Below are 16306 nucleotides of genomic sequence, written 5' to 3'. Positions count from 1 at the left end.
ATACCGTGATTATTCTGGGTGTGTTGCAAACTGATTTGAGGTTGCTACATTAGCGGCCCTGACGAAAACCTTGGAATGACAACGTGCTGGATTTTTATGCTGGTCCAGAAGCCATGTCGCGACTTCAGCGAGACGGATTCGGACCCGAATTGTTTGATTATGTGCTGGGGGCATCTGGCGGTCCGAAGTGGTTCGTACTGGCCGGTCTTGATCGGGTCGTGTTTCCCGAATTTTTTCGCGGACGTCAGCGTCCCCTAAACGTCATTGGCTCGTCGGCCGGCGCGTTTCGATTTGCCTGTTTTGCCCAATCTGATCCACTGGCCGCAATCAATCGCCTCGCCGATCGCTATTCTCACACCGTCTATTCGGCCAAGCCGGATGCCCGTGAAATTACCCTGAAGGGACTGGAGTTGCTCGACTATGTGTTGGGTGACCAGGGCGTGGATGACATCATTAATAATCCCGTGATCAAAGCCCATTTTATCGTCGCCCGTTGCAAAGGGTTAACCCGCTTTGAAGCAAAACCTCTGCAGATGGCCGGTTTGCTGGCCAGTGCCGGTGCCAACGCGCTGAACCGTCGCTGGTTACAACGGTTTTACGATCGGGTATTTTTTCATGCACCGGACAGTCAATTGTCGGTGACGGATCCCGCCGGGATGTCGAGCCAGTTTGTACCGCTCAGTAAAGCAAACCTTGCCTCGGCACTGATGGCCTCGGGCTCCATTCCAATTGTCATCGAGGGGGTGCCCGACATCAATGGTGCACCTAAAGGCATGTACCGGGACGGTGGCATTGTTGACTACCACTTCGACCTGCAATTTGGTCCCCAGGATGGCCTGGTGTTGTATCCCCATTTCTACAAGCGTCCTATCCCGGGATGGTTTGACAAATCGCTGGGTTATCGACGTCCCCATCAACAAAGCTATGACAAGGTAGTGATGGTTGTACCATCGGATGACTTTGTAGCGCGGTTGCCGTACGCCAAGATCCCGGACAGAAAAGATTTTGAAAACCTCGACGCTGACACGCGGATCCGCTACTGGCAAACCGTACTGAGTGAGTCCGACCGCTTGGGAGAGGCCTTTATGCAGGCTGTTCACAACGATGAGGTTGTTTCCCGATTGAAACCGCTGCCGTTTATCTGATGGGGAGGCCGCTGAGTAACATGGCGGTAAAGCCAATCATCACGGTAAGCACCATGCTCAGCAGGGTGCCATACATTACGTATTCGGTCAGTTTGCGATCGTTTTTGCTGCGCAGGTCGCCAAACCGGAAAATGGATTTTGCGGCCAGCAAGAACCCGATCCCGGCGTATTGCTGGGTAAACAAAAACGTCAGTACCAGCACCCGTTCAAGGTAGCCAATGTGCTCACCGGCAGCCATCAGGCTGTAAGGGGTTTCTGCGTCATTGGAAAACTGAGGGTCCCACTGACGCAACAGCAGGGTGATCATGACCGCACAAGGACGCAGGATCAGCAAATAAGCAATCAGCAGTACCAGTGTTTTAACCGATAAGCCGTCGGCCAGAATCGCCCCCAGGGTTGCGTAATTCTGGGTAAAGTCCAACCACACCAGTAGGATGATCAACAGGTGGGCGGCCTGATCGAGCAGGAAGTAGCGGGTCTGGTCTGGCAGGTAGGACTTAATCACATCGGTGACATAGTGGGTCACTCCGATCAGCAGAGCCAGGACGAGCGCAGGAAACACATCATCCCAGCCAAATTGAATGACCTCATAGCTGATTAGCCACACCGAAGCCAGCGCGGCGTGTACACCGGCATGCCAAACCAACGCCGGGCTGCGGAAATGTCGGGTATTGCGTGACGCAATCCAACTGCGTGGCTGAAGGTAAAAGTCGGCAATGATATGGCTCAGTATCAGTCCGGTTAACAAAACACTATCTGTCATCCCCGAGGGCTCCCAATGTGGTGGAACAATAGTTCAGCATGTCTTCAATCAAACCATAGTTTGACTGGTTCAGGAGTTTGGTGACATTGACCCTGGAGGTGCCCAGTGCGTCTGCCACAGATTGATGTTGCCGTGAAGTGTCTGTGAAGTAAACCGCTAAGGCTTGTGCTTGACGGACGGTGGCCTGGGTAAGGAGTACATCAAGACAACGGACGATAAGCACGGTAGCCTGAGTGAGACTGTTGGTATGCAATTGCAATCTTTCTTTATGCATATTATCCAGACCTTTGCCCGAGGCGATAAAGGCTGAACCCGTGGCATTGGCCAGTGGTGCTGCAGGGTTGTCGACGTTGCCGATACCGATGCTGATACGACAATCACTGGCCACCGATTTCAGGCTAAGTCTGAGATGGGTCGCCACAGCCACTGCCTGTGTTGCATCTGGCAGTTTGACCTGAAAACTGTCGCCACGAAACACCAGGCTTTCAGCGTGGAAGCCTTGTTCAATCGATGCCAGAGTGCGATTGAGCTGCGTTGTCACGCGAGTGAAACCCTCACGTGACAGGGTGGTTGATTCAACTATGTCGCCGGTCAATACGGCAAACAGGGTATTCGATGCTGTCATAGTGGTCTCTGCATGATGACTGTTTAAAAGTAACCTTATGTGGTTACAAAGTCAAATGTAACTATATATGGTTACTTTGGTTGGTGGTGCAGAGCCAGGCTGATTGTTTTTAGTCCACCTTGGCGGTTTTGTCAGCAATCAAACCGGCAAGGGTGATTTTTCCCTTGAACCGTCTGTGTAGGGCGTATATTATACGCGCCGCTTCAGCAATGAAGTGATGTCTATTCAGTGCGTCCGTAGCTCAGTTGGTTAGAGCACCACCTTGACATGGTGGGGGTCGGTAGTTCGAGTCTACTCGGACGCACCACTTTTCCTGGCTTGTAGCCGACCGCTTAAAAAGCGGACCCTATCCGGACCCTATCGGGACCCTAATACAGTATTCAAAAAACCTTCAATTCCCCGGCTGGAACACGTACCCATTCAACGTGGTTTTCCTGATAAACCTTGGTTGATTTCGCATCCGCGTGCGCTGCCCGTGACTGTGGATCCATTCCTGCTTTTGTGAACAGGTGAATAGAAAGCGCCCGTATCTCATGAAACGTTGGACGCTCCTCCTTTTTTAAGTTCTCGCGCACACCCAATTCATCACGGACCTTTGAAAACGCTTTGCTGATGTATTTGCTCGATACTTGTGTTGGGTGATCGCAACCTTCGCCTATTTGATTCGGATAACGCCCGATACGATGAACGATGTACGGACTAAGCACTTTGTCCGATCGGCTTTGTTCAATGATGTTTTTCAGGGCCTGGGTGATAGGTATCTCAACCCGCGATGATTCTTTGGTTTGCACTTTCTGACGGTGGATCCGCATATAGCCGTAAACCAAAACACCATCTATGATCTCTGGCTGTTTCAGGTAGCGACAATCCCGGTATTTTAACCGGCTAACCTCCAATGTCGCGTGGGTTGTCTGTATGGCCAGCTCCATGGCGATCTTTAAAAAGTCTGGCGCTACGCTGTGGATCCGCTGAAAGTCTTCCAGCTTTAGCCTGCGACGCTTCTTGGCTTCCAATTTGCGTGGCTTCTTATCGTCTGCCCAGTTCTTTTCCATGGCCGACATATCAACCAGGTAACTGAACACCTTGCGTAAGAAACTGATTTTCCGGTTGTAGGCTTCCGCACTTGCGCCGGCGGCAAATTCATCAAGGAAGTCGTTTACCGTTTCGAGCGTGATCGCTTTGCTGTAGGTGTTGCCTTGCTGCTCAAGCAGTTTGTCGCAATTACTGATGAAGGCATCAAATACACGCTTGCTTAGCGATTCCTCACGCTGCACACGCTTGATCACTTTCGGTAGCCAGTAGGATAGGGGTCTGTTGTACTTGTCGGACTGCTCAAGCGCTTTCAGGGATGGATTACGGTACTCTGCATTGAATAGCCGTGCAGCCTCAACAGCGTCCATCCGGTTTGTTCCTGGCGGAAACCAGAAGTCTTTGCCGGTCGGGTAGCGATATCTGAAACGAGTTACACCACGCTTTTTAACCGGTGACAGTCCGGTGGGCATATCCTGATTGTCGACTTTCTTTTTCCGTGGAGCCATTACGCTGCCTTCGCTTTAGCCTTCATTTGCTCGACCAGTTCCTGAACCTTGGTCTTTTCCACTTCTTCAATGTAGATCAAGTGCCGGCCGGTTGGGGTGATCTCTACCCGCGTACCCGGTGGCATTTTACCTTTCTTGATCCAGTTAAGGACAGTTTTGCCGGTAATACCACCTTTCCAGACTTCTGCGGCATACTCTTGAGGGGTAAGTGCGATAGTCATGCCGCATCCTTAGCCTGTTGGCGTAGTTGGTTGGACAACCTAGCAAACCACATTGAATACTCGTACCACGGGTCGCCTTTCTCAGCGTCAACGTCATTATCACCGTGTGTAGAGGGGTCGTATTTGGTGAGCACAATGATTCCGGCCTCTTCACATGCCTCCTGAATATCAAGCGCATTATAGTCACACCCTGAAAACATGCATTCAATCGCGCTTTCTACAACATTGGCTAGAACCAACACCCGTTGCCGCTCTGCTTGTAGTTCCTGTTGCAGTTCGTCGATTTCGTGGCGGAATTCACATTCCTGACCTCCGTATTTATCAACTTCCTCAGCGAGCAGCCGCGATATTTTTTCTATCAAGCGATGCATTTCTGAAAGTTTTGCGTCTTTTGCATAATTTTCGCGCTGTAGCTTGGCAAATTCTTCTTCCTGAATCTTCACGATTTCGACCAGCTCTTTTTGGGATTTGTCTTCTACGTTGTGGGTAGTCATGATGCCTCCAAAGCGCATGTTGCGTTATACGCGCTCTCGTCGCTGTCAGCATAGAGGTGTTCGAGGGCTTTATCGATGCGGTCGCGCAGCTTCGCATTTGATTCACGCAACCTCTGATTTTCTTCATACATTGCGATATGTGTTTTGATGTCGGACAGCAGCGTAACGTCTTCTTCGCATTCGTCACACGCCTGCCAAGACTCACCATCCCAAACAGCCCAAAAGCGAGTTAGAATTCCATTTTCGTGCGTGGCGAACTTTCCATAATAATCACCAGATGCTTTCCCCGCGCCGAAAGCGTCAGTCGGCGCGCCACCCACAACAGCGCAGTAGCGCTGGTATTGTTGTTCGTTAATTGTGGTCACTGGGTTTCTCCTGCATCATCAGGTAAACAATCATTGCGGCGCGCAGGGGGTTTGTAGATACGTGCCGCAGCCCTTCCTCACTATGCCAAAAAGCGCACCATAATTTTGAGTTTGAACCTTGTGACCAAATGCTGATTTTATTCTCAACAATAATTGGCCATGCGTCTGATGGGTTGTTGCAATAACATGGTGTTTTAAATGTAAAATCATTTTGACCTGCTGCATCACACCAATAAAGCTCGTCATGCTCTTCGTTATACTCAGCAAACTCAAACTTCGGGTTTGATTTAACAAAAACCAATCCGTTAATCTCAGAATCACTCATGCTATGGTAGTCTTCATTGGTCATTGCTGTACTCCGCATGGCATTGTTGGTGGTCGTGGTGGCGTTTGTGGTCTGCCGGGTGGCTTATCCTTCAACTGTTTTCTTGTTTCTTTGGCCCACTTTTGCAATCGCCCCTTTATCAACAAGCTGCATTGCTTTATTAGGTCGTCAGCAATCAGTTCTGCCATCTGGTCTATTGCCCGCTCTTGTTCACTGGTCATTGTCATTCACCTTGGTAACCGGGAGCAGTTTTGTCAGAACCTTCCACGACGATTCCAGCTTTCCGTTGAAAACAGGTGAGGGTGCATAATCATCCAACCCAGATGTGTAATACTCGTCATCGTGGAAAACGCTGCACCGGGCAACGACACTGTCTGGCCAGTTTCCAAGCGTGAAGTCGTTGAATGAACACGTTGGCGGTTCGCACATGGTGGTTACATCCACTGTCAGTTTGCCATCGTATTTATCAAGGAATTCATGGAATTCACTTTGTGTTACTGGTGTGTATTTACTCATTGCCATTCACCTTGTGCTTGCATTTGTATTCGGCTGGCGCGTGACATTTACTGTTGTCCCCAACACAGTTGTAATTACACGCTGCGAAAACAGCTCGACCACCTATAGTCCAATTACCCGGCAGCACTCCATCAACCTTACATCGGAATATCTCTTTGTTATTGGTCATTGGGTTACACCTCCACACCTGTGGCATCAAAAATTCTGCCGATAATTTGCCAGTATTGGTTGTTAGTTATGCGCTCCAGCTTGCGCTCAACATCTGAAACTTGGTCCAGTCTTTGGATGCCGGCAACACTATCCCATCGCTTCTCATAACCAATGGGCGGATATCGTCTCGACGCCATGCTCTGCCCACTGGATACAATGACGACACAAGGCCATGGGGGCCACTTATAGTGCCAATATGGGCTGCTGCTATTGGTCATTGGCTTGTTCCCGATAGATATACTTGCCAGACGACTGGTCAAAGTCTGGGTCACCTTCAATGTCAACAGGGTCAAAGTGAATGATTCTCTGTGTTTGTGCGTGCAGGCAACTGATAACTTGTCTGCCGTCCTTGCCAAATGAAATAGAAACAACCTCGTACAACTCAGAGCTATACAATTCGTCACTCTTCATTACATCTCGGCAAACAATTTCACCAATACCAAACTTGCTTTCAAATTTCATACCTCACCTCACTCTACTCTGGCACGTTGTGTGCTGTTGGTGGATCAAGCTTGCCGGATTTCATTGCGTCGTAGATTGCGCCGAACGATTTATCATTTGGTTCACCACCGGCTTCATAGAAGATTTTTGACAATTCCTCAATACCTTTGTCGCGTGGTGATTTTTCGGGGATTGGGCGGAAGCATTCTTGTCTATTCATTACATCGTAGCCACCGTCTATGCGATAAACGAAACCGCCTAAATCGTCTGGGCCAACGGCAAAGCAATTCATCCATATTCCTGTCAGTCTTACTTGACAGTACGTTTGCGGAGGCGGAAACTCACCGCGCTCGTGCCATGATTGTTCTGTTTCGGGCTGTCGGGTGATGATTGTTACTAATTTATTTACCTTGAGCGGTTCTGGAACATAACCAATCGATTTGACCGGCGCCATTTTATTCGAATCTCCACAACCAAAACTACCAAGGCACAGGAAAACATGATCAGCCCACTCCGGCACAACCAGCTCACCGGTGTCTTTATGGGTGGATTTGAACACCCAATCGTGCAGGGTGATTTCTATAGGTTCACAACCATTGCAAAATAAACCACTCGACGTAACACAGCACGGCCAATTGTTAGAAAATCCTTGGCCATAAGGCCATTTATTATACCCCGCCGCAACCGCCACAGCTTTCATCAATTCGTATTCTGTCTCGTTTGCTGGCTTGCAACACTTGCCTTCGAGTTTCATTTTGTCACCTCACGCTACCCTGGCACGCAGATGCGCCCAGTCCATTTCTTTAAATTTCTCAACCACGGCCATGAACTCGTTAACCCTGCTCAATGTCCGCCTGAAATTGGATAGGTCTACCTCAAACCTAAACACCACATCTGATTCACTAGCCCCATGCACCAGGTGTTCATACAGAGCATTACGCATGGGCACACTCTGTACTCGTACCTGTGAGAGCATTAGATCAACACGTTCACGGCTTTCGGCACCGGGGGCTAGGTAGTTCATGCGGCTTTACCAAATAACGCTAGGCGCCATGCATCAGCATTGGTCATGGTCCTGCCAGAGATTGCTTTAACCCTGACCTTTCTGTTGGGGAGTTCGGTTACTTCGATTTGGTACTTTTTACTTTGGCGTATGTTGAATAGCAGGCCACTGGCGCTTGGTGCGCTGATACCCATTTCCGCACCCAATTTCCCAGCGGTATACCAACCACCAGTTGAGAGCATGATTTCTGCTGCTTGAATTGTTCTGTTCACAATCATTCCTCCTCGACACTCGTTGCTTGCGACATATAAACCAGTAGCCCATCGTCATCCACCCATTCACCGGATTCGAGCAGTTCCGTTTGGCACCCATCGCATACTGTCTGTATGTCGCCCAGCAAATCCTGAAGGTGGTTAGCTTTGTGCTCGTGACAGAAGTACTTTTCGCAGCTGTATTCATCTTCGCCATGCATTCGGCCACAGACATAATCCAAGCCACGGTCAATCTTCTTGTTGCACCCAGGGTGGTCACAGGTGGCGGGTATCGCATAGCCAATTGCACGGCCCTGGCTGTCGGTTCCACAGTTTGCATATCCCACAATCACTCCCCCTATTAAAAAATTGACTCTTGAATCGGTTCACGAGGTTCCGAACGGTTGGTTACATCGACTACCTCAATCAGTTCTTCTGCCGAATATCTGTTACATATCTGCGTTGAGAAACACTCAACCCCATACATTGAGCAAATGCCAAAAGGTATCCGGGCGCCGTAGGCAACAGCGCTGCTAAATTCATTGGTTACCTGGTGAGTGCTATCAAAGTCCCGGCCAATGGGGTTGAAGTGGATGCAACTAACGCAAGCCTTTGGCATGCAGATCTTGTTCACGCTGCTACCCTCCGATAAACACCGCGCACGAAGTCGATGTACTGTGTTTCCATCGCACCGGCACCAACCCCGTATTCAATGAAGCAGGAAAGGAAGTTCACACCGGTTTTCTTTGTTTTGCCGTCCACCTTCAGGAAATTGTACCGGCCATCAGGGATAAACACGCGGGTCGCTTTGCCGCGAACATGATCGCGCCACCAGTTCGTAGAACGGTCGTAGGGTGTAAGGCAAACAACAGGAAGCCCACGGCGAGCGCAGTCAAATGCACGCGACAAGAACGCCTCTTTCTGAGTAAAGGGTGGGTTGCACCATGCTGCAGGGCTGTATACTGCGCCCCCAATGGATGGGGTGTTGCGCGTGAACATGGTCTGTAACCAATGCGCCCGTTCAACCCAGTCGACACTTAATGCATTTTCACTGGGTGAGATAAACCGCCCGCACTTGGCGGTCTGTTCTTCTGCACACACATCCAGAATGAAGCGGTAACCGGTGAGCGCCATTGCATCGTAGAAGCAGTCCCACCGTGTACCCCAACGGTCCTTTTCGTCCTGTGCGGTTTTTGAGTTAATCAAGATTGCCATTATGCTGCCTTACCTGTGTTCATGGGGTGTGTGAACCAGTTCTGCCACTTCATGCGCGGCTTCCCATTCATTACGGTCTGGCATCACACGCTTTTTCTTGCCGCCGAATTCACGCTCAACCATAAAGCCTTCCATCTTCTTCCTGGCTGCCTTGTTGATTGATTCGGTAGTTACTCCAAATACTGCAAACATGGTCATTTCTCCTCAGGCCGCTACAGCTTCGGTTAGTTGTGCGTGATACTCAAAGTCCCACGCGAAGTACTTCTGGATGTGCTGTTGTGCCTCGAAAGTCAGATCGTACGAATTCGCCTTTGGCGCTCTATTGATGTGCGGAACGCTAACCAGATCCAAGTCACGTGATAATTGACCCAAGCGCTCGAACGGATAAACCTTGGTACCAAGATCAGGTCTGAGGTAGAAGTGCTGAGACTTTCTGTTTTCAGGAATGGCGTGGTTGACCATGTATTCTGGTTGCACTGAGCCCACCGCGTAAGGACTGGTAAACACTTCGTTATTGCCCAGCACCCAATCAGAAAAGCTCACATTAGCGACACTGTGCCGCATTCTTTCGATGTAATCAGCATCATATGGGCCACTCAATGTCTTTAGGAAATTGAACAGTGACCACAGCCTGTCGATTGGGTTTCTGATAACACCGATCTTTGTCCAAGTGTCGTAGCCTTTTGGGATACCGTCAGCTTCCATGTGGCGGTAGAGCATGAACGCACTCGGATACCTCGCCAACACAGCAGCCTTCAAGCTTTTGCTTGCTGCCTTTGGCACGAGAAGAAGCACCGTTTTTCTCTCTGGAATAATCACCATGGTCACATCCTCCCGCGTTAACCCAGCTTGCCGGGCAACTCAATAGCCAGGTCACCCACTTGGCGCTGAGCGATTACCTCAGCAATCCAATCATCAAAGTCGCTGTCACTATCGTTCCATTCAGAATCGCTTGCTGAATCTGCCATAGCGTTGAGATACCCCTGCTTATGCGCCTCACGCAGTAGTGCAAAGAAATATTGTTCGTCCATTGTCATATCCTCAAAAAAAAGCCCCGGACCGCTTAACCGGGGTAAGGCCCACAGGAATTAAAAGGGAATGTCTTGATCAAAGTCGAAGTCGGGCTCAGCTATCGGCTGGTTGTTGCCTTGCTGCCCATTCCGCGCTTGCTGATAGCCATTGCTCGCCGGTGGCTTTCCCCGTTGGGGTTGGTTTCCCGCCGGCGCAGACTGCCCACCGCTTTGCTCGCGACCACCCAGCATTTGCATGCTGTCTACGATGATCTCAGTGGTGTACCGGTCTTGGCCTTGCTGGTCTTGCCATTTACGGGTCTGCAATTTGCCTTCCACGTAAATCTGTGAGCCTTTGCGCAGGTACTCACCGGCCACTTCCGCCAAACGGCGGTACATGGTCAGGCGGTGCCACTCTGTGCGCTCTTGGAACTGTCCTTGCTGATCTTTCCAGCTTTCACTGGTAGCAATACTCAAATTGGCCACTGCGTTGCCGTTGGTCGTGCACCGGACTTCTGGATCCTGACCGAGATTGCCAACAAGGATCACTTTGTTTACGCCTTTAGAAGCCATTACTTCTTCCTCATAATCGTTTTAAGCACTGGGAATTCCTCACCTTTTTCAATGACGAATTTCATTCCCATGTGGTGAATTTTTCCGTTTTTGACTTCACCCAACTCAAGCGCCTCAAGGGTTACCCGTTGAAGCCATGAATAAAGCCCTTCGTCTTCGTGTTTAGTCTCGTGCCAGATGCGAAGAACGCGAATAGAGGCGTTGTCGATTGCATGACCTGACAACTCAACCTTTGGCATGGTGTCGCCGCGTCGTTCAAACTCAGCTCTGGCAACCTCAGCCATTGGCGCGTTTTCGTTAATCATCCACCGTAGGTAGCTAACAGGAACCTGGGTGATAGGTTGGCCTTTGTGCTTGCCAAAATTGACTAGGACGCCATGTGTGTTCACGCAGCCTCCTGTACGCCGTGTTGCTTGAAGTAAGCAGCAGTACGCTTGTTCAGTTCGTCGTTGAATTGCTTGGAATCAGGCTGAGAGATAGCGGCCACGAAAGCGCTGATCACGTGGACTTCGTGCGCGCCGAGAGTGCGAATTGGTTTTTTAGGCATGAGATCATCAATTGACCCTTTTCTTTGCTCGGCATATTCCTGCCATACGTCTGGTGATGCCGTTTTATGTGCGTCGTGATGCGCTTGTTCTTGCTCACGTAGCATGGTTTCACGTTCTTCACGATTGATGGCGTCAACCAGTAGATCGGACAGCTTACTGGTGACCTCAAAATGGAGTTTTGCCGCTTCTTCGGTCCGGTCCTGGAATGTGTCAGGATCGATACTCATATTGGTCAAATCATCGATAAGGGCTTCTATCACCGAAGAGCTTTCACCAATCGCCTTCATTAAGATGCCGTTCATGTGGTCGAACTCGGCCTGAATTTTGGCCTTACGTTCTTCCTCGGCTCGCTTTTTGGCGTTGTCGACGTCTTGGCATGCCTTTACGAAAGGCGCATACACCGCTTCAAGGCGGTCGATTAGCGGTTTTAACGAACTATCAACCAGCTTCCCAGCTTCGAGAATTGGCGCTTTCAACGTTTTACGAGCATTCTCAAGAGCTGTTTTCACTGGCAGTACGTCACGGCGAACCTGCTTACAGTGGTCGTAACCTTCCTTACTGCTAGCATCCGGTACAATGGAGCTGTACTGAGATTCGATTTCTTCAACCTCAGCCTGGATGGAAGATACAAAGTCTGTGACTTCTGTAGATGCTTGGCGAAGTGCCAGTTCTGTTTTTTCAGTTGATGCTTTCATGATTACTCTCCTGGCCTTGGTTGGTCTGCTGGCTTATCTGTGCGCGTTTCTTAGTTAAAACGGACACGTACTTTTCCGAGTTGAATCCCATTGCATCGCAGCGCGTTTTGACTTTTTCCATCACGCGATTAATGACTGAGATTTTTGCGACTGGGCGCTCAACCAGCTCGATAGCTTCCAGCTCCTTCTTGAACCACTCGTTGAGGTCTTTGTTTTGCTTTTCGAGTTCTGCTTCGCGCTCTTCTTCCGCAGCGATTTGGGATTGAGCGGTTACGCCGGCAACATAGTCCTGATCATCAAACAGGCCCATATGGATGTCGGCGCAGAATCCGAGGTCGGTGAAACCTTTGGTTAATGCGTCTGTACGAACCTTCTTGACGGCTTCGTCATCCACTTTGAGGTAGCCATTACCACCCTTGGTAACGTAGGACTCACGGATGCTGGAAGCGATAGGGAAGGTGCAACGCTCCGAATCAGCAACGTAGTACGCTACGGCGCGGTAATGCAGGATGCATGTCTGGTTTTCAAAGTGCGTGCGTTCGTACTCCTCCGAACCGGTTTCAATACCCCAGCCGCGACCGTACATGCCGAACATTTTGGTAATGAGCCGCTTCTTGTACTGGGCATCCACCATGGCGCGGTTTTGACCAGAAACCTGACCCCATTTCACGTACTTCGGATCGGTTTTCTCAACGCTCTTCCAGAAAGCGATTTTGTCTTGGTCTTGATTACCCATTGGACACCTCCCGGGAAAAGGCACTTCCCTGTGCATCGGAAGGGTAAATCACTACAAGTTCATGTAGTGAGTGGAGCAGACTGCGCAGACCTTGCAAACCCTCGAAGGTTTTATCAAGGATGACGTCTCCATGGTCTTTTATGCGAACGTCCATCACGGTAGGTGTGCTGGAATGTTCTGCAATGGCGACGTCCACGCCCTGTGAACGTAACTTGGACTTTGCCTGATAGATTTGATGTACCAGGTCGGTTTCTGAGCGTCTGTAGCATTCGCCATAGACAATTGTGGTTACTTCGTTCATCGATTACACTCCTGTGTGCATTGGGCTGGCATTGGGTTCCGCGAAAAACGTTGTGCCAGCCGTTTGTGGTGGGGCACCTTCGGGTGCCCTGTTCTTAGTAAGGGATGCTTTCCATGTAGGCGTCTTCGGCCATGGCAAGCTCGTCACTGCCGCGTAAGTCGGCAACATGCTGTTGCCACAGCGCACACATGGCTTGCTGCCAGTCCTCAGAATCAAGAAGAAATTGCCAGGAAGGGTCACCGCACAGGCTCTGCCCATCACGTCCGCAGATTTCCTTTACGTAGGTCAAATCCGCGTCCAGGCAGTCACTGAACACCAACGTCACACCACCTTTCAGGGTGATAACACCAGCGTTGCCGGTTTTGTCGTTCTCAGCGTCAACCAACAGGCCGTTGCGTGGGCGGGTCATGTTATCGACCAGGGCCGTAGCAACCAGTGAGGGGCTGTAATTGTTTTCTGCTAAATTACTCATCCGATCTTTCTCCTATGAAAGCGCTTAACTTTTTGTGTCGCTTATGTGCAACAGGTTTTGCTTTTGTCGGATTTGTGTGCAATATTGACTTTCTCGGTAAAGAAAACGACCAATAAGGAAAGCACCAAACCACAACCAAATTACCAATATAGTAGTAAGAGTAGTACAACTAAAGTTGTTGTCAACAATTTTTGGTGTTATTATTCGTTGTATTGGTACAACAAACCTTGTTGGTTTGATTGAGCGGTTCTCTGGTAGATTTGATCGACTGTATATAAATGCAGCTAATCAAATGGAGACGACTCATGAAGAACAAAATTGCAAAAGGTTTGGTACTGGTTTTTGGTTTGGGTGTATCGGGTGTGATGCTTGCCCAGGATGTTACGGCAGCAACACCAGAGGACGACACAAGCACGTTTTGTGATCTGTTCCCGATACTGTGTCAGGTAACAACACAGGGTGGTAATGGCGGCGGTGAAGAACCACCTAAGCCAGACTAAGGGATTATGTGGGATAGACTAGTTGAATATCTCGTTTTTATAGACGGCTTTACGCTGGGGTTGAATATCCTGGCGTTATGCCTCTATGTGATGTTCGTTCGATTCAATACGGCGTTTGTGCTGATCGTGGCTTCTGGTGTAGCACTGGATCTCTTTCACCAGATCCTGAAAATCTATCTCAAATCGTTGTTTCATTTCACTGAATACCTTCACCTGATCAACGTCGCCTGGTATCTGTCTTTTGCGATCACTGATCTGATATTTATTGCGGCCATGCTGCATGTAATCAAAACCAAAAACCTTATTAGGGATAGAGCTAGTGATTTGATGCTTGTTGGTTATATGGCATTGGCCTGCCTTCAAGTTTTTAGGTACACAGATCGGATTGCTATCGGCACAGATGTTTTAGGGCCCTTTTACAGCACTGGGGTTGTAATGATAAACGTGACTGTTTCTTGCGTCTTGTTGCTGCATGCTCTTAGGTCAATTTATGTAACCACTGGTTCAAAAGTGGCTTGGTTAATTAACAGGTAGTGGGTATGGATATTCAGTATTACTTTGGTTTGCTCGTTTTACTGCTGGTGTTCTTGGCGCTGGTGAAAGTGGCGTTTTCGTTTGAGCGAGATTTTTTTAAGAAGGCCGGCGCTCAGGTTGACGGTGAGAATGTCGTAAAATTTGAGAGCGCTGAAACCAAAAGGCTCAAGCAATCGGTGCAGTATTTCTTGGAATCAGAACAGGCATTGGCCAATCAGAATTATGATGAATACCTGGTGTTGAAGCAGAAAGCCAAGGAGCTGGCCGTTAAGGTGCAAAAGGCGTCTTAGTTACATAGGTGCGCAAACGCCAATTTCTATATATGGTGTATTGTCAGTGTCTTCTTTATCCTCCCAGTACCCTATAGTGTATGTGGCTATAAAAGCACCTGCTTCAGGAGAAAATTTAAACTCCCCTAAAACACTATCACATATATAGTATCCACCTACACTGATGTAGCACGTATAGCTTGGTAACCCAGTTCCACCCATCCGTAAAACCGCATGTGTGCGATCCTTTTCGATAAAATCATACTTCTCATTATCTTTTAAGCGTCTAACTAAATACTTTTGATCAGCTTTGAAGCCACCCTTGATCCAAACACCATCTTCGTTGCTAAATCCTGTTGCTAAGTCAGAGGTGCAAAAATAGTTGGTTTCGGCATCTGCCTGCACCGCTGGAATAGCTACAACCATCAATAATGAAATAGCCCGAAACTTAAATTTCATCATGTTGCCTTTTTCAAGTCCTGTAGCCCGAGAGCTGCTGTCACATAGTCACCAGTTAGCTTTCCTCTGAGCGATACACCAAAGGCGCGCTTTAGAAGCACTGGGTTAAATTCGTCTGGCGACTTTCCCTGTTGAATGTTGATAGCACGCATGCTGTTGATTGCGTCTGTGAGGGCCGCTGTTGCGTTATCAATGAATTCATCGACATTTTGTGTTGCATCATCTGATTGAGCGTTTACAACGCCATCCATAATCCAATCGAGGCTAACGCCAAGCGCTTTGGCGATATCACGAATGTAGCTTGATTTACCTTCCTGGCTTGATTCAATTTTGGCAATAGTCTGCTGGCTGGCACCAACAATGTCTGCAAGCTGTTCCTGGCTCAAGCCAGCTTTCTTACGAACTTCCCTTACCCGGGAGCCTACGTTCGGCACGATAAAGAATCCCATCAATTTGTTTCCCTCAACTTACAAACTAAGTTGTAGTTTAGCAAACAATCTTGCTTGTATCCAAATTCACCACTATAGTAGTAAATACTACTTTGGTTGTGGGTAAGAAAATGAACCAACTGGAAGCCCTTAAACAAGCTATTCAGATTGTCGCGAACGGTAATCAGTCCGAGTTTGCCAGAAAGCTGGAAGCTGCGTCCGGCAAAAAAGTAAGTCAGCAATTGGTCAGTAAATGGATCAATGAGGCTGAAAAGTGTTCGCATCGCTTCGTCGTTGACATTTCGCAATTAACAGGTGGCGCTATTTTGTGCTCGCAGCTGCGTCCTGACGTCTTCCCGCCCAGCCAAGAGAGTAAGGCGGCATGAACATCAAGCGCATGCTCGCAAAATGGCTTGCTCCCGAAATCAATCGCCAACTTGCCTACTTTTGGCCAGTTCTTCCTGGCGACTGGGTTTATCACAAAGGTTTGAATGAGGAATTCAAGGTTATCTCCGTGGCGCAGCGAACGGCAACGGTAAAGGCGACCGGCTGTAAGCAACGTAAGGTCGCCATTTCTGCCTTACGCACTATCAAACGCAGTCCAAAGCTCAAAACTGAGGAGGCAGCATGAAAACCCACATCACCACCTATTACCGACTCAATCACTTC

31 protein-coding genes and 1 tRNA gene are annotated in these 16306 nt (G+C 49.0%); 7 read left to right on the top strand and 25 right to left on the bottom strand.

Going from position 1 to position 16306, the window contains the following annotated elements; all coding sequences use genetic code 11:
• The first annotated feature begins 113 nt into the window (after nt 1-113).
• A complete protein-coding gene (locus LJ739_RS06995) occupies nt 114-1145 on the top strand; it encodes a patatin-like phospholipase family protein (protein ID WP_229159467.1) in 1032 nt (343 codons plus the stop codon).
• Here the strand turns inward: LJ739_RS06995 and LJ739_RS06990 are convergent.
• Both LJ739_RS06990 and LJ739_RS06985 read right to left on the bottom strand, forming a co-directional pair.
• Nucleotides 1138-1908 carry a DUF3307 domain-containing protein gene (locus LJ739_RS06990; protein ID WP_229158495.1) on the bottom strand — a complete coding sequence of 257 codons (771 nt, stop codon included), beginning with the start codon at nt 1906-1908 and terminating at the stop codon, nt 1138-1140. The two genes, LJ739_RS06995 and LJ739_RS06990, sit on opposite strands and share 8 nt — an antisense overlap.
• Nucleotides 1898-2533, bottom strand: coding sequence for a hypothetical protein (locus tag LJ739_RS06985; protein WP_229158493.1), 636 nt, complete (start codon nt 2531-2533; stop codon nt 1898-1900). The genes LJ739_RS06990 and LJ739_RS06985 overlap by 11 nt, the downstream gene beginning before the upstream one ends.
• A 230-nt stretch (nt 2534-2763) precedes the next feature.
• On the opposite strand from LJ739_RS06985, the gene LJ739_RS06980 reads away from it, so the two are divergent.
• Nucleotides 2764-2840, top strand: a tRNA-Val gene (locus LJ739_RS06980).
• Between the two features lie 73 nt (nt 2841-2913).
• Here the strand turns inward: LJ739_RS06980 and LJ739_RS06975 are convergent.
• From LJ739_RS06975 to LJ739_RS06875, 21 genes are all read right to left on the bottom strand, one after another.
• Nucleotides 2914-4071: a site-specific integrase gene (locus LJ739_RS06975; RefSeq protein ID WP_229158491.1), complete on the bottom strand. Its 1158-nt coding sequence runs from the start codon at nt 4069-4071 to the stop codon at nt 2914-2916.
• Nucleotides 4071-4292 (bottom strand): hypothetical protein, encoded by a 222-nt coding sequence (locus LJ739_RS06970; protein WP_229158489.1) that lies wholly within the window; start codon nt 4290-4292, stop codon nt 4071-4073. Before LJ739_RS06970 ends, LJ739_RS06975 begins: the two co-directional genes overlap by 1 nt.
• The gene (locus tag LJ739_RS06965; protein ID WP_229158487.1) at nt 4289-4786 is read right to left on the bottom strand and encodes a hypothetical protein; all 498 of its coding nucleotides are present in this window, start codon (nt 4784-4786) and stop codon (nt 4289-4291) included. The genes LJ739_RS06970 and LJ739_RS06965 overlap by 4 nt, the downstream gene beginning before the upstream one ends.
• On the bottom strand, nt 4783-5151 hold the full coding sequence (locus tag LJ739_RS06960) for a hypothetical protein (RefSeq protein ID WP_229158486.1): 369 nt from the start codon (nt 5149-5151) through the stop codon (nt 4783-4785). Before LJ739_RS06960 ends, LJ739_RS06965 begins: the two co-directional genes overlap by 4 nt.
• A complete protein-coding gene (locus LJ739_RS06955) occupies nt 5138-5500 on the bottom strand; it encodes a phage protein NinX family protein (protein ID WP_229158484.1) in 363 nt (120 codons plus the stop codon). Before LJ739_RS06955 ends, LJ739_RS06960 begins: the two co-directional genes overlap by 14 nt.
• Before the next feature lie 186 nt (nt 5501-5686).
• On the bottom strand, nt 5687-5992 hold the full coding sequence (locus LJ739_RS06950; RefSeq protein WP_229158482.1) for a hypothetical protein: 306 nt from the start codon (nt 5990-5992) through the stop codon (nt 5687-5689).
• Between the two features lie 417 nt (nt 5993-6409).
• Nucleotides 6410-6664: a hypothetical protein gene (locus tag LJ739_RS06945; protein ID WP_229158480.1), complete on the bottom strand. Its 255-nt coding sequence runs from the start codon at nt 6662-6664 to the stop codon at nt 6410-6412.
• Nucleotides 6665-6677: 13 nt separating this feature from the next.
• Nucleotides 6678-7397: a hypothetical protein gene (locus LJ739_RS06940; RefSeq protein WP_229158478.1), complete on the bottom strand. Its 720-nt coding sequence runs from the start codon at nt 7395-7397 to the stop codon at nt 6678-6680.
• A 9-nt stretch (nt 7398-7406) separates the two neighbouring features.
• A complete protein-coding gene (locus tag LJ739_RS06935) occupies nt 7407-7667 on the bottom strand; it encodes a hypothetical protein (RefSeq protein ID WP_229158477.1) in 261 nt (86 codons plus the stop codon).
• A complete protein-coding gene (locus LJ739_RS06930) occupies nt 7664-7918 on the bottom strand; it encodes a hypothetical protein (RefSeq protein WP_229158475.1) in 255 nt (84 codons plus the stop codon). Before LJ739_RS06930 ends, LJ739_RS06935 begins: the two co-directional genes overlap by 4 nt.
• Nucleotides 7919-7920: 2 nt before the next feature.
• Complete coding sequence (locus LJ739_RS06925) at nt 7921-8244, bottom strand: hypothetical protein (RefSeq protein ID WP_229158473.1); 324 nt, start codon at nt 8242-8244, stop codon at nt 7921-7923.
• Nucleotides 8245-8527: 283 nt separating this feature from the next.
• Nucleotides 8528-9112 (bottom strand): phage N-6-adenine-methyltransferase, encoded by a 585-nt coding sequence (locus LJ739_RS06920; protein ID WP_229158471.1) that lies wholly within the window; start codon nt 9110-9112, stop codon nt 8528-8530.
• Between the two features lie 9 nt (nt 9113-9121).
• Entirely contained in the window at nt 9122-9304 is a 183-nt protein-coding gene (locus LJ739_RS06915; protein WP_229158468.1) for a hypothetical protein, read from the bottom strand.
• Nucleotides 9305-9316: 12 nt separating this feature from the next.
• On the bottom strand, nt 9317-9934 hold the full coding sequence (locus LJ739_RS06910) for a sulfotransferase family protein (protein WP_229158466.1): 618 nt from the start codon (nt 9932-9934) through the stop codon (nt 9317-9319).
• A gap of 17 nt (nt 9935-9951) precedes the next feature.
• On the bottom strand, nt 9952-10143 hold the full coding sequence (locus tag LJ739_RS06905) for a hypothetical protein (RefSeq protein ID WP_229158464.1): 192 nt from the start codon (nt 10141-10143) through the stop codon (nt 9952-9954).
• Nucleotides 10144-10200: 57 nt separating this feature from the next.
• The gene (gene ssb, locus LJ739_RS06900) at nt 10201-10695 is read right to left on the bottom strand and encodes a single-stranded DNA-binding protein (protein ID WP_229158455.1); all 495 of its coding nucleotides are present in this window, start codon (nt 10693-10695) and stop codon (nt 10201-10203) included.
• Nucleotides 10695-11084: a putative quorum-sensing-regulated virulence factor gene (locus tag LJ739_RS06895; protein ID WP_229158454.1), complete on the bottom strand. Its 390-nt coding sequence runs from the start codon at nt 11082-11084 to the stop codon at nt 10695-10697. Before LJ739_RS06895 ends, ssb begins: the two co-directional genes overlap by 1 nt.
• On the bottom strand, nt 11081-11938 hold the full coding sequence (locus LJ739_RS06890; RefSeq protein ID WP_229158452.1) for a hypothetical protein: 858 nt from the start codon (nt 11936-11938) through the stop codon (nt 11081-11083). The genes LJ739_RS06895 and LJ739_RS06890 overlap by 4 nt, the downstream gene beginning before the upstream one ends.
• Entirely contained in the window at nt 11922-12674 is a 753-nt protein-coding gene (locus LJ739_RS06885) for a hypothetical protein (RefSeq protein WP_229158450.1), read from the bottom strand. Before LJ739_RS06885 ends, LJ739_RS06890 begins: the two co-directional genes overlap by 17 nt.
• Nucleotides 12667-12975 carry a hypothetical protein gene (locus LJ739_RS06880; RefSeq protein WP_229158448.1) on the bottom strand — a complete coding sequence of 103 codons (309 nt, stop codon included), beginning with the start codon at nt 12973-12975 and terminating at the stop codon, nt 12667-12669. Before LJ739_RS06880 ends, LJ739_RS06885 begins: the two co-directional genes overlap by 8 nt.
• A gap of 94 nt (nt 12976-13069) precedes the next feature.
• Nucleotides 13070-13447, bottom strand: coding sequence for a hypothetical protein (locus LJ739_RS06875; protein ID WP_229158446.1), 378 nt, complete (start codon nt 13445-13447; stop codon nt 13070-13072).
• Nucleotides 13448-13752: 305 nt separating this feature from the next.
• Here LJ739_RS06875 and LJ739_RS06870 point away from each other — a divergent pair, with 305 nt between their 5' ends.
• Genes LJ739_RS06870 through LJ739_RS06860 form a run of 3 tightly spaced genes read left to right on the top strand, consistent with a single transcriptional unit; the run spans nt 13753 to nt 14771 of the window.
• Nucleotides 13753-13947, top strand: a complete 195-nt coding sequence (locus LJ739_RS06870) for a hypothetical protein (protein WP_229158444.1) — start codon at nt 13753-13755, stop codon at nt 13945-13947.
• Between the two features lie 6 nt (nt 13948-13953).
• Nucleotides 13954-14481 carry a hypothetical protein gene (locus LJ739_RS06865; protein WP_229158442.1) on the top strand — a complete coding sequence of 176 codons (528 nt, stop codon included), beginning with the start codon at nt 13954-13956 and terminating at the stop codon, nt 14479-14481.
• A 5-nt stretch (nt 14482-14486) separates the two neighbouring features.
• Complete coding sequence (locus LJ739_RS06860; RefSeq protein ID WP_229158440.1) at nt 14487-14771, top strand: hypothetical protein; 285 nt, start codon at nt 14487-14489, stop codon at nt 14769-14771.
• Here LJ739_RS06860 and LJ739_RS06855 read toward each other — a convergent pair whose 3' ends face one another.
• A complete protein-coding gene (locus LJ739_RS06855) occupies nt 14772-15212 on the bottom strand; it encodes a hypothetical protein (RefSeq protein ID WP_229158438.1) in 441 nt (146 codons plus the stop codon).
• Nucleotides 15209-15658 (bottom strand): helix-turn-helix domain-containing protein, encoded by a 450-nt coding sequence (locus tag LJ739_RS06850; RefSeq protein ID WP_229158436.1) that lies wholly within the window; start codon nt 15656-15658, stop codon nt 15209-15211. Before LJ739_RS06850 ends, LJ739_RS06855 begins: the two co-directional genes overlap by 4 nt.
• Before the next feature lie 110 nt (nt 15659-15768).
• On the opposite strand from LJ739_RS06850, the gene LJ739_RS06845 reads away from it, so the two are divergent.
• Nucleotides 15769-16023, top strand: coding sequence for a transcriptional regulator (locus LJ739_RS06845; RefSeq protein WP_229158435.1), 255 nt, complete (start codon nt 15769-15771; stop codon nt 16021-16023).
• Nucleotides 16020-16268, top strand: coding sequence for a hypothetical protein (locus LJ739_RS06840; RefSeq protein ID WP_229158433.1), 249 nt, complete (start codon nt 16020-16022; stop codon nt 16266-16268). Before LJ739_RS06845 ends, LJ739_RS06840 begins: the two co-directional genes overlap by 4 nt.
• Nucleotides 16269-16306: the final 38 nt, after the last annotated feature.

Origin of the sequence: Fluctibacter halophilus (assembly GCF_020687825.1) — a bacterium.
Taxonomy (GTDB): Bacteria; Pseudomonadota; Gammaproteobacteria; order Enterobacterales; family Alteromonadaceae; genus Fluctibacter; species Fluctibacter halophilus.
Note: the sequence above shows the minus strand (reverse complement) of the source record. Positions and strands in the feature narration are given on the sequence as shown.

Bases quoted from the DNA above. Each gene is read 5' to 3' on its own strand.
- LJ739_RS06855 (WP_229158438.1), bottom strand. From the start codon at position 15,212: ATGATGAAATTTAAGTTTCGGGCTATTTCATTATTGATGGTTGTAGCT.
- LJ739_RS06915 (WP_229158468.1), bottom strand. From the start codon at position 9,304: ATGTTTGCAGTATTTGGAGTAACTACCGAATCAATCAACAAGGCAGCC.
- LJ739_RS06870 (WP_229158444.1), top strand. From the start codon at position 13,753: ATGAAGAACAAAATTGCAAAAGGTTTGGTACTGGTTTTTGGTTTGGGT.
- LJ739_RS06865 (WP_229158442.1), top strand. From the start codon at position 13,954: ATGTGGGATAGACTAGTTGAATATCTCGTTTTTATAGACGGCTTTACG.
- LJ739_RS06875 (WP_229158446.1), bottom strand. From the start codon at position 13,447: ATGAGTAATTTAGCAGAAAACAATTACAGCCCCTCACTGGTTGCTACG.
- LJ739_RS06850 (WP_229158436.1), bottom strand. From the start codon at position 15,658: ATGGGATTCTTTATCGTGCCGAACGTAGGCTCCCGGGTAAGGGAAGTT.
- LJ739_RS06945 (WP_229158480.1), bottom strand. From the start codon at position 6,664: ATGAAATTTGAAAGCAAGTTTGGTATTGGTGAAATTGTTTGCCGAGAT.
- LJ739_RS06885 (WP_229158450.1), bottom strand. From the start codon at position 12,674: ATGGGTAATCAAGACCAAGACAAAATCGCTTTCTGGAAGAGCGTTGAG.
- LJ739_RS06940 (WP_229158478.1), bottom strand. From the start codon at position 7,397: ATGAAACTCGAAGGCAAGTGTTGCAAGCCAGCAAACGAGACAGAATAC.
- LJ739_RS06995 (WP_229159467.1), top strand. From the start codon at position 114: ATGTCGCGACTTCAGCGAGACGGATTCGGACCCGAATTGTTTGATTAT.
- LJ739_RS06970 (WP_229158489.1), bottom strand. From the start codon at position 4,292: ATGACTATCGCACTTACCCCTCAAGAGTATGCCGCAGAAGTCTGGAAA.
- LJ739_RS06985 (WP_229158493.1), bottom strand. From the start codon at position 2,533: ATGACAGCATCGAATACCCTGTTTGCCGTATTGACCGGCGACATAGTT.
- LJ739_RS06935 (WP_229158477.1), bottom strand. From the start codon at position 7,667: ATGAACTACCTAGCCCCCGGTGCCGAAAGCCGTGAACGTGTTGATCTA.
- LJ739_RS06950 (WP_229158482.1), bottom strand. From the start codon at position 5,992: ATGAGTAAATACACACCAGTAACACAAAGTGAATTCCATGAATTCCTT.
- ssb (WP_229158455.1), bottom strand. From the start codon at position 10,695: ATGGCTTCTAAAGGCGTAAACAAAGTGATCCTTGTTGGCAATCTCGGT.
- LJ739_RS06905 (WP_229158464.1), bottom strand. From the start codon at position 10,143: ATGGACGAACAATATTTCTTTGCACTACTGCGTGAGGCGCATAAGCAG.
- LJ739_RS06890 (WP_229158452.1), bottom strand. From the start codon at position 11,938: ATGAAAGCATCAACTGAAAAAACAGAACTGGCACTTCGCCAAGCATCT.
- LJ739_RS06910 (WP_229158466.1), bottom strand. From the start codon at position 9,934: ATGGTGATTATTCCAGAGAGAAAAACGGTGCTTCTTCTCGTGCCAAAG.
- LJ739_RS06990 (WP_229158495.1), bottom strand. From the start codon at position 1,908: ATGACAGATAGTGTTTTGTTAACCGGACTGATACTGAGCCATATCATT.
- LJ739_RS06840 (WP_229158433.1), top strand. From the start codon at position 16,020: ATGAACATCAAGCGCATGCTCGCAAAATGGCTTGCTCCCGAAATCAAT.
- LJ739_RS06965 (WP_229158487.1), bottom strand. From the start codon at position 4,786: ATGACTACCCACAACGTAGAAGACAAATCCCAAAAAGAGCTGGTCGAA.
- LJ739_RS06860 (WP_229158440.1), top strand. From the start codon at position 14,487: ATGGATATTCAGTATTACTTTGGTTTGCTCGTTTTACTGCTGGTGTTC.
- LJ739_RS06845 (WP_229158435.1), top strand. From the start codon at position 15,769: ATGAACCAACTGGAAGCCCTTAAACAAGCTATTCAGATTGTCGCGAAC.
- LJ739_RS06920 (WP_229158471.1), bottom strand. From the start codon at position 9,112: ATGGCAATCTTGATTAACTCAAAAACCGCACAGGACGAAAAGGACCGT.
- LJ739_RS06880 (WP_229158448.1), bottom strand. From the start codon at position 12,975: ATGAACGAAGTAACCACAATTGTCTATGGCGAATGCTACAGACGCTCA.
- LJ739_RS06955 (WP_229158484.1), bottom strand. From the start codon at position 5,500: ATGACCAATGAAGACTACCATAGCATGAGTGATTCTGAGATTAACGGA.
- LJ739_RS06975 (WP_229158491.1), bottom strand. From the start codon at position 4,071: ATGGCTCCACGGAAAAAGAAAGTCGACAATCAGGATATGCCCACCGGA.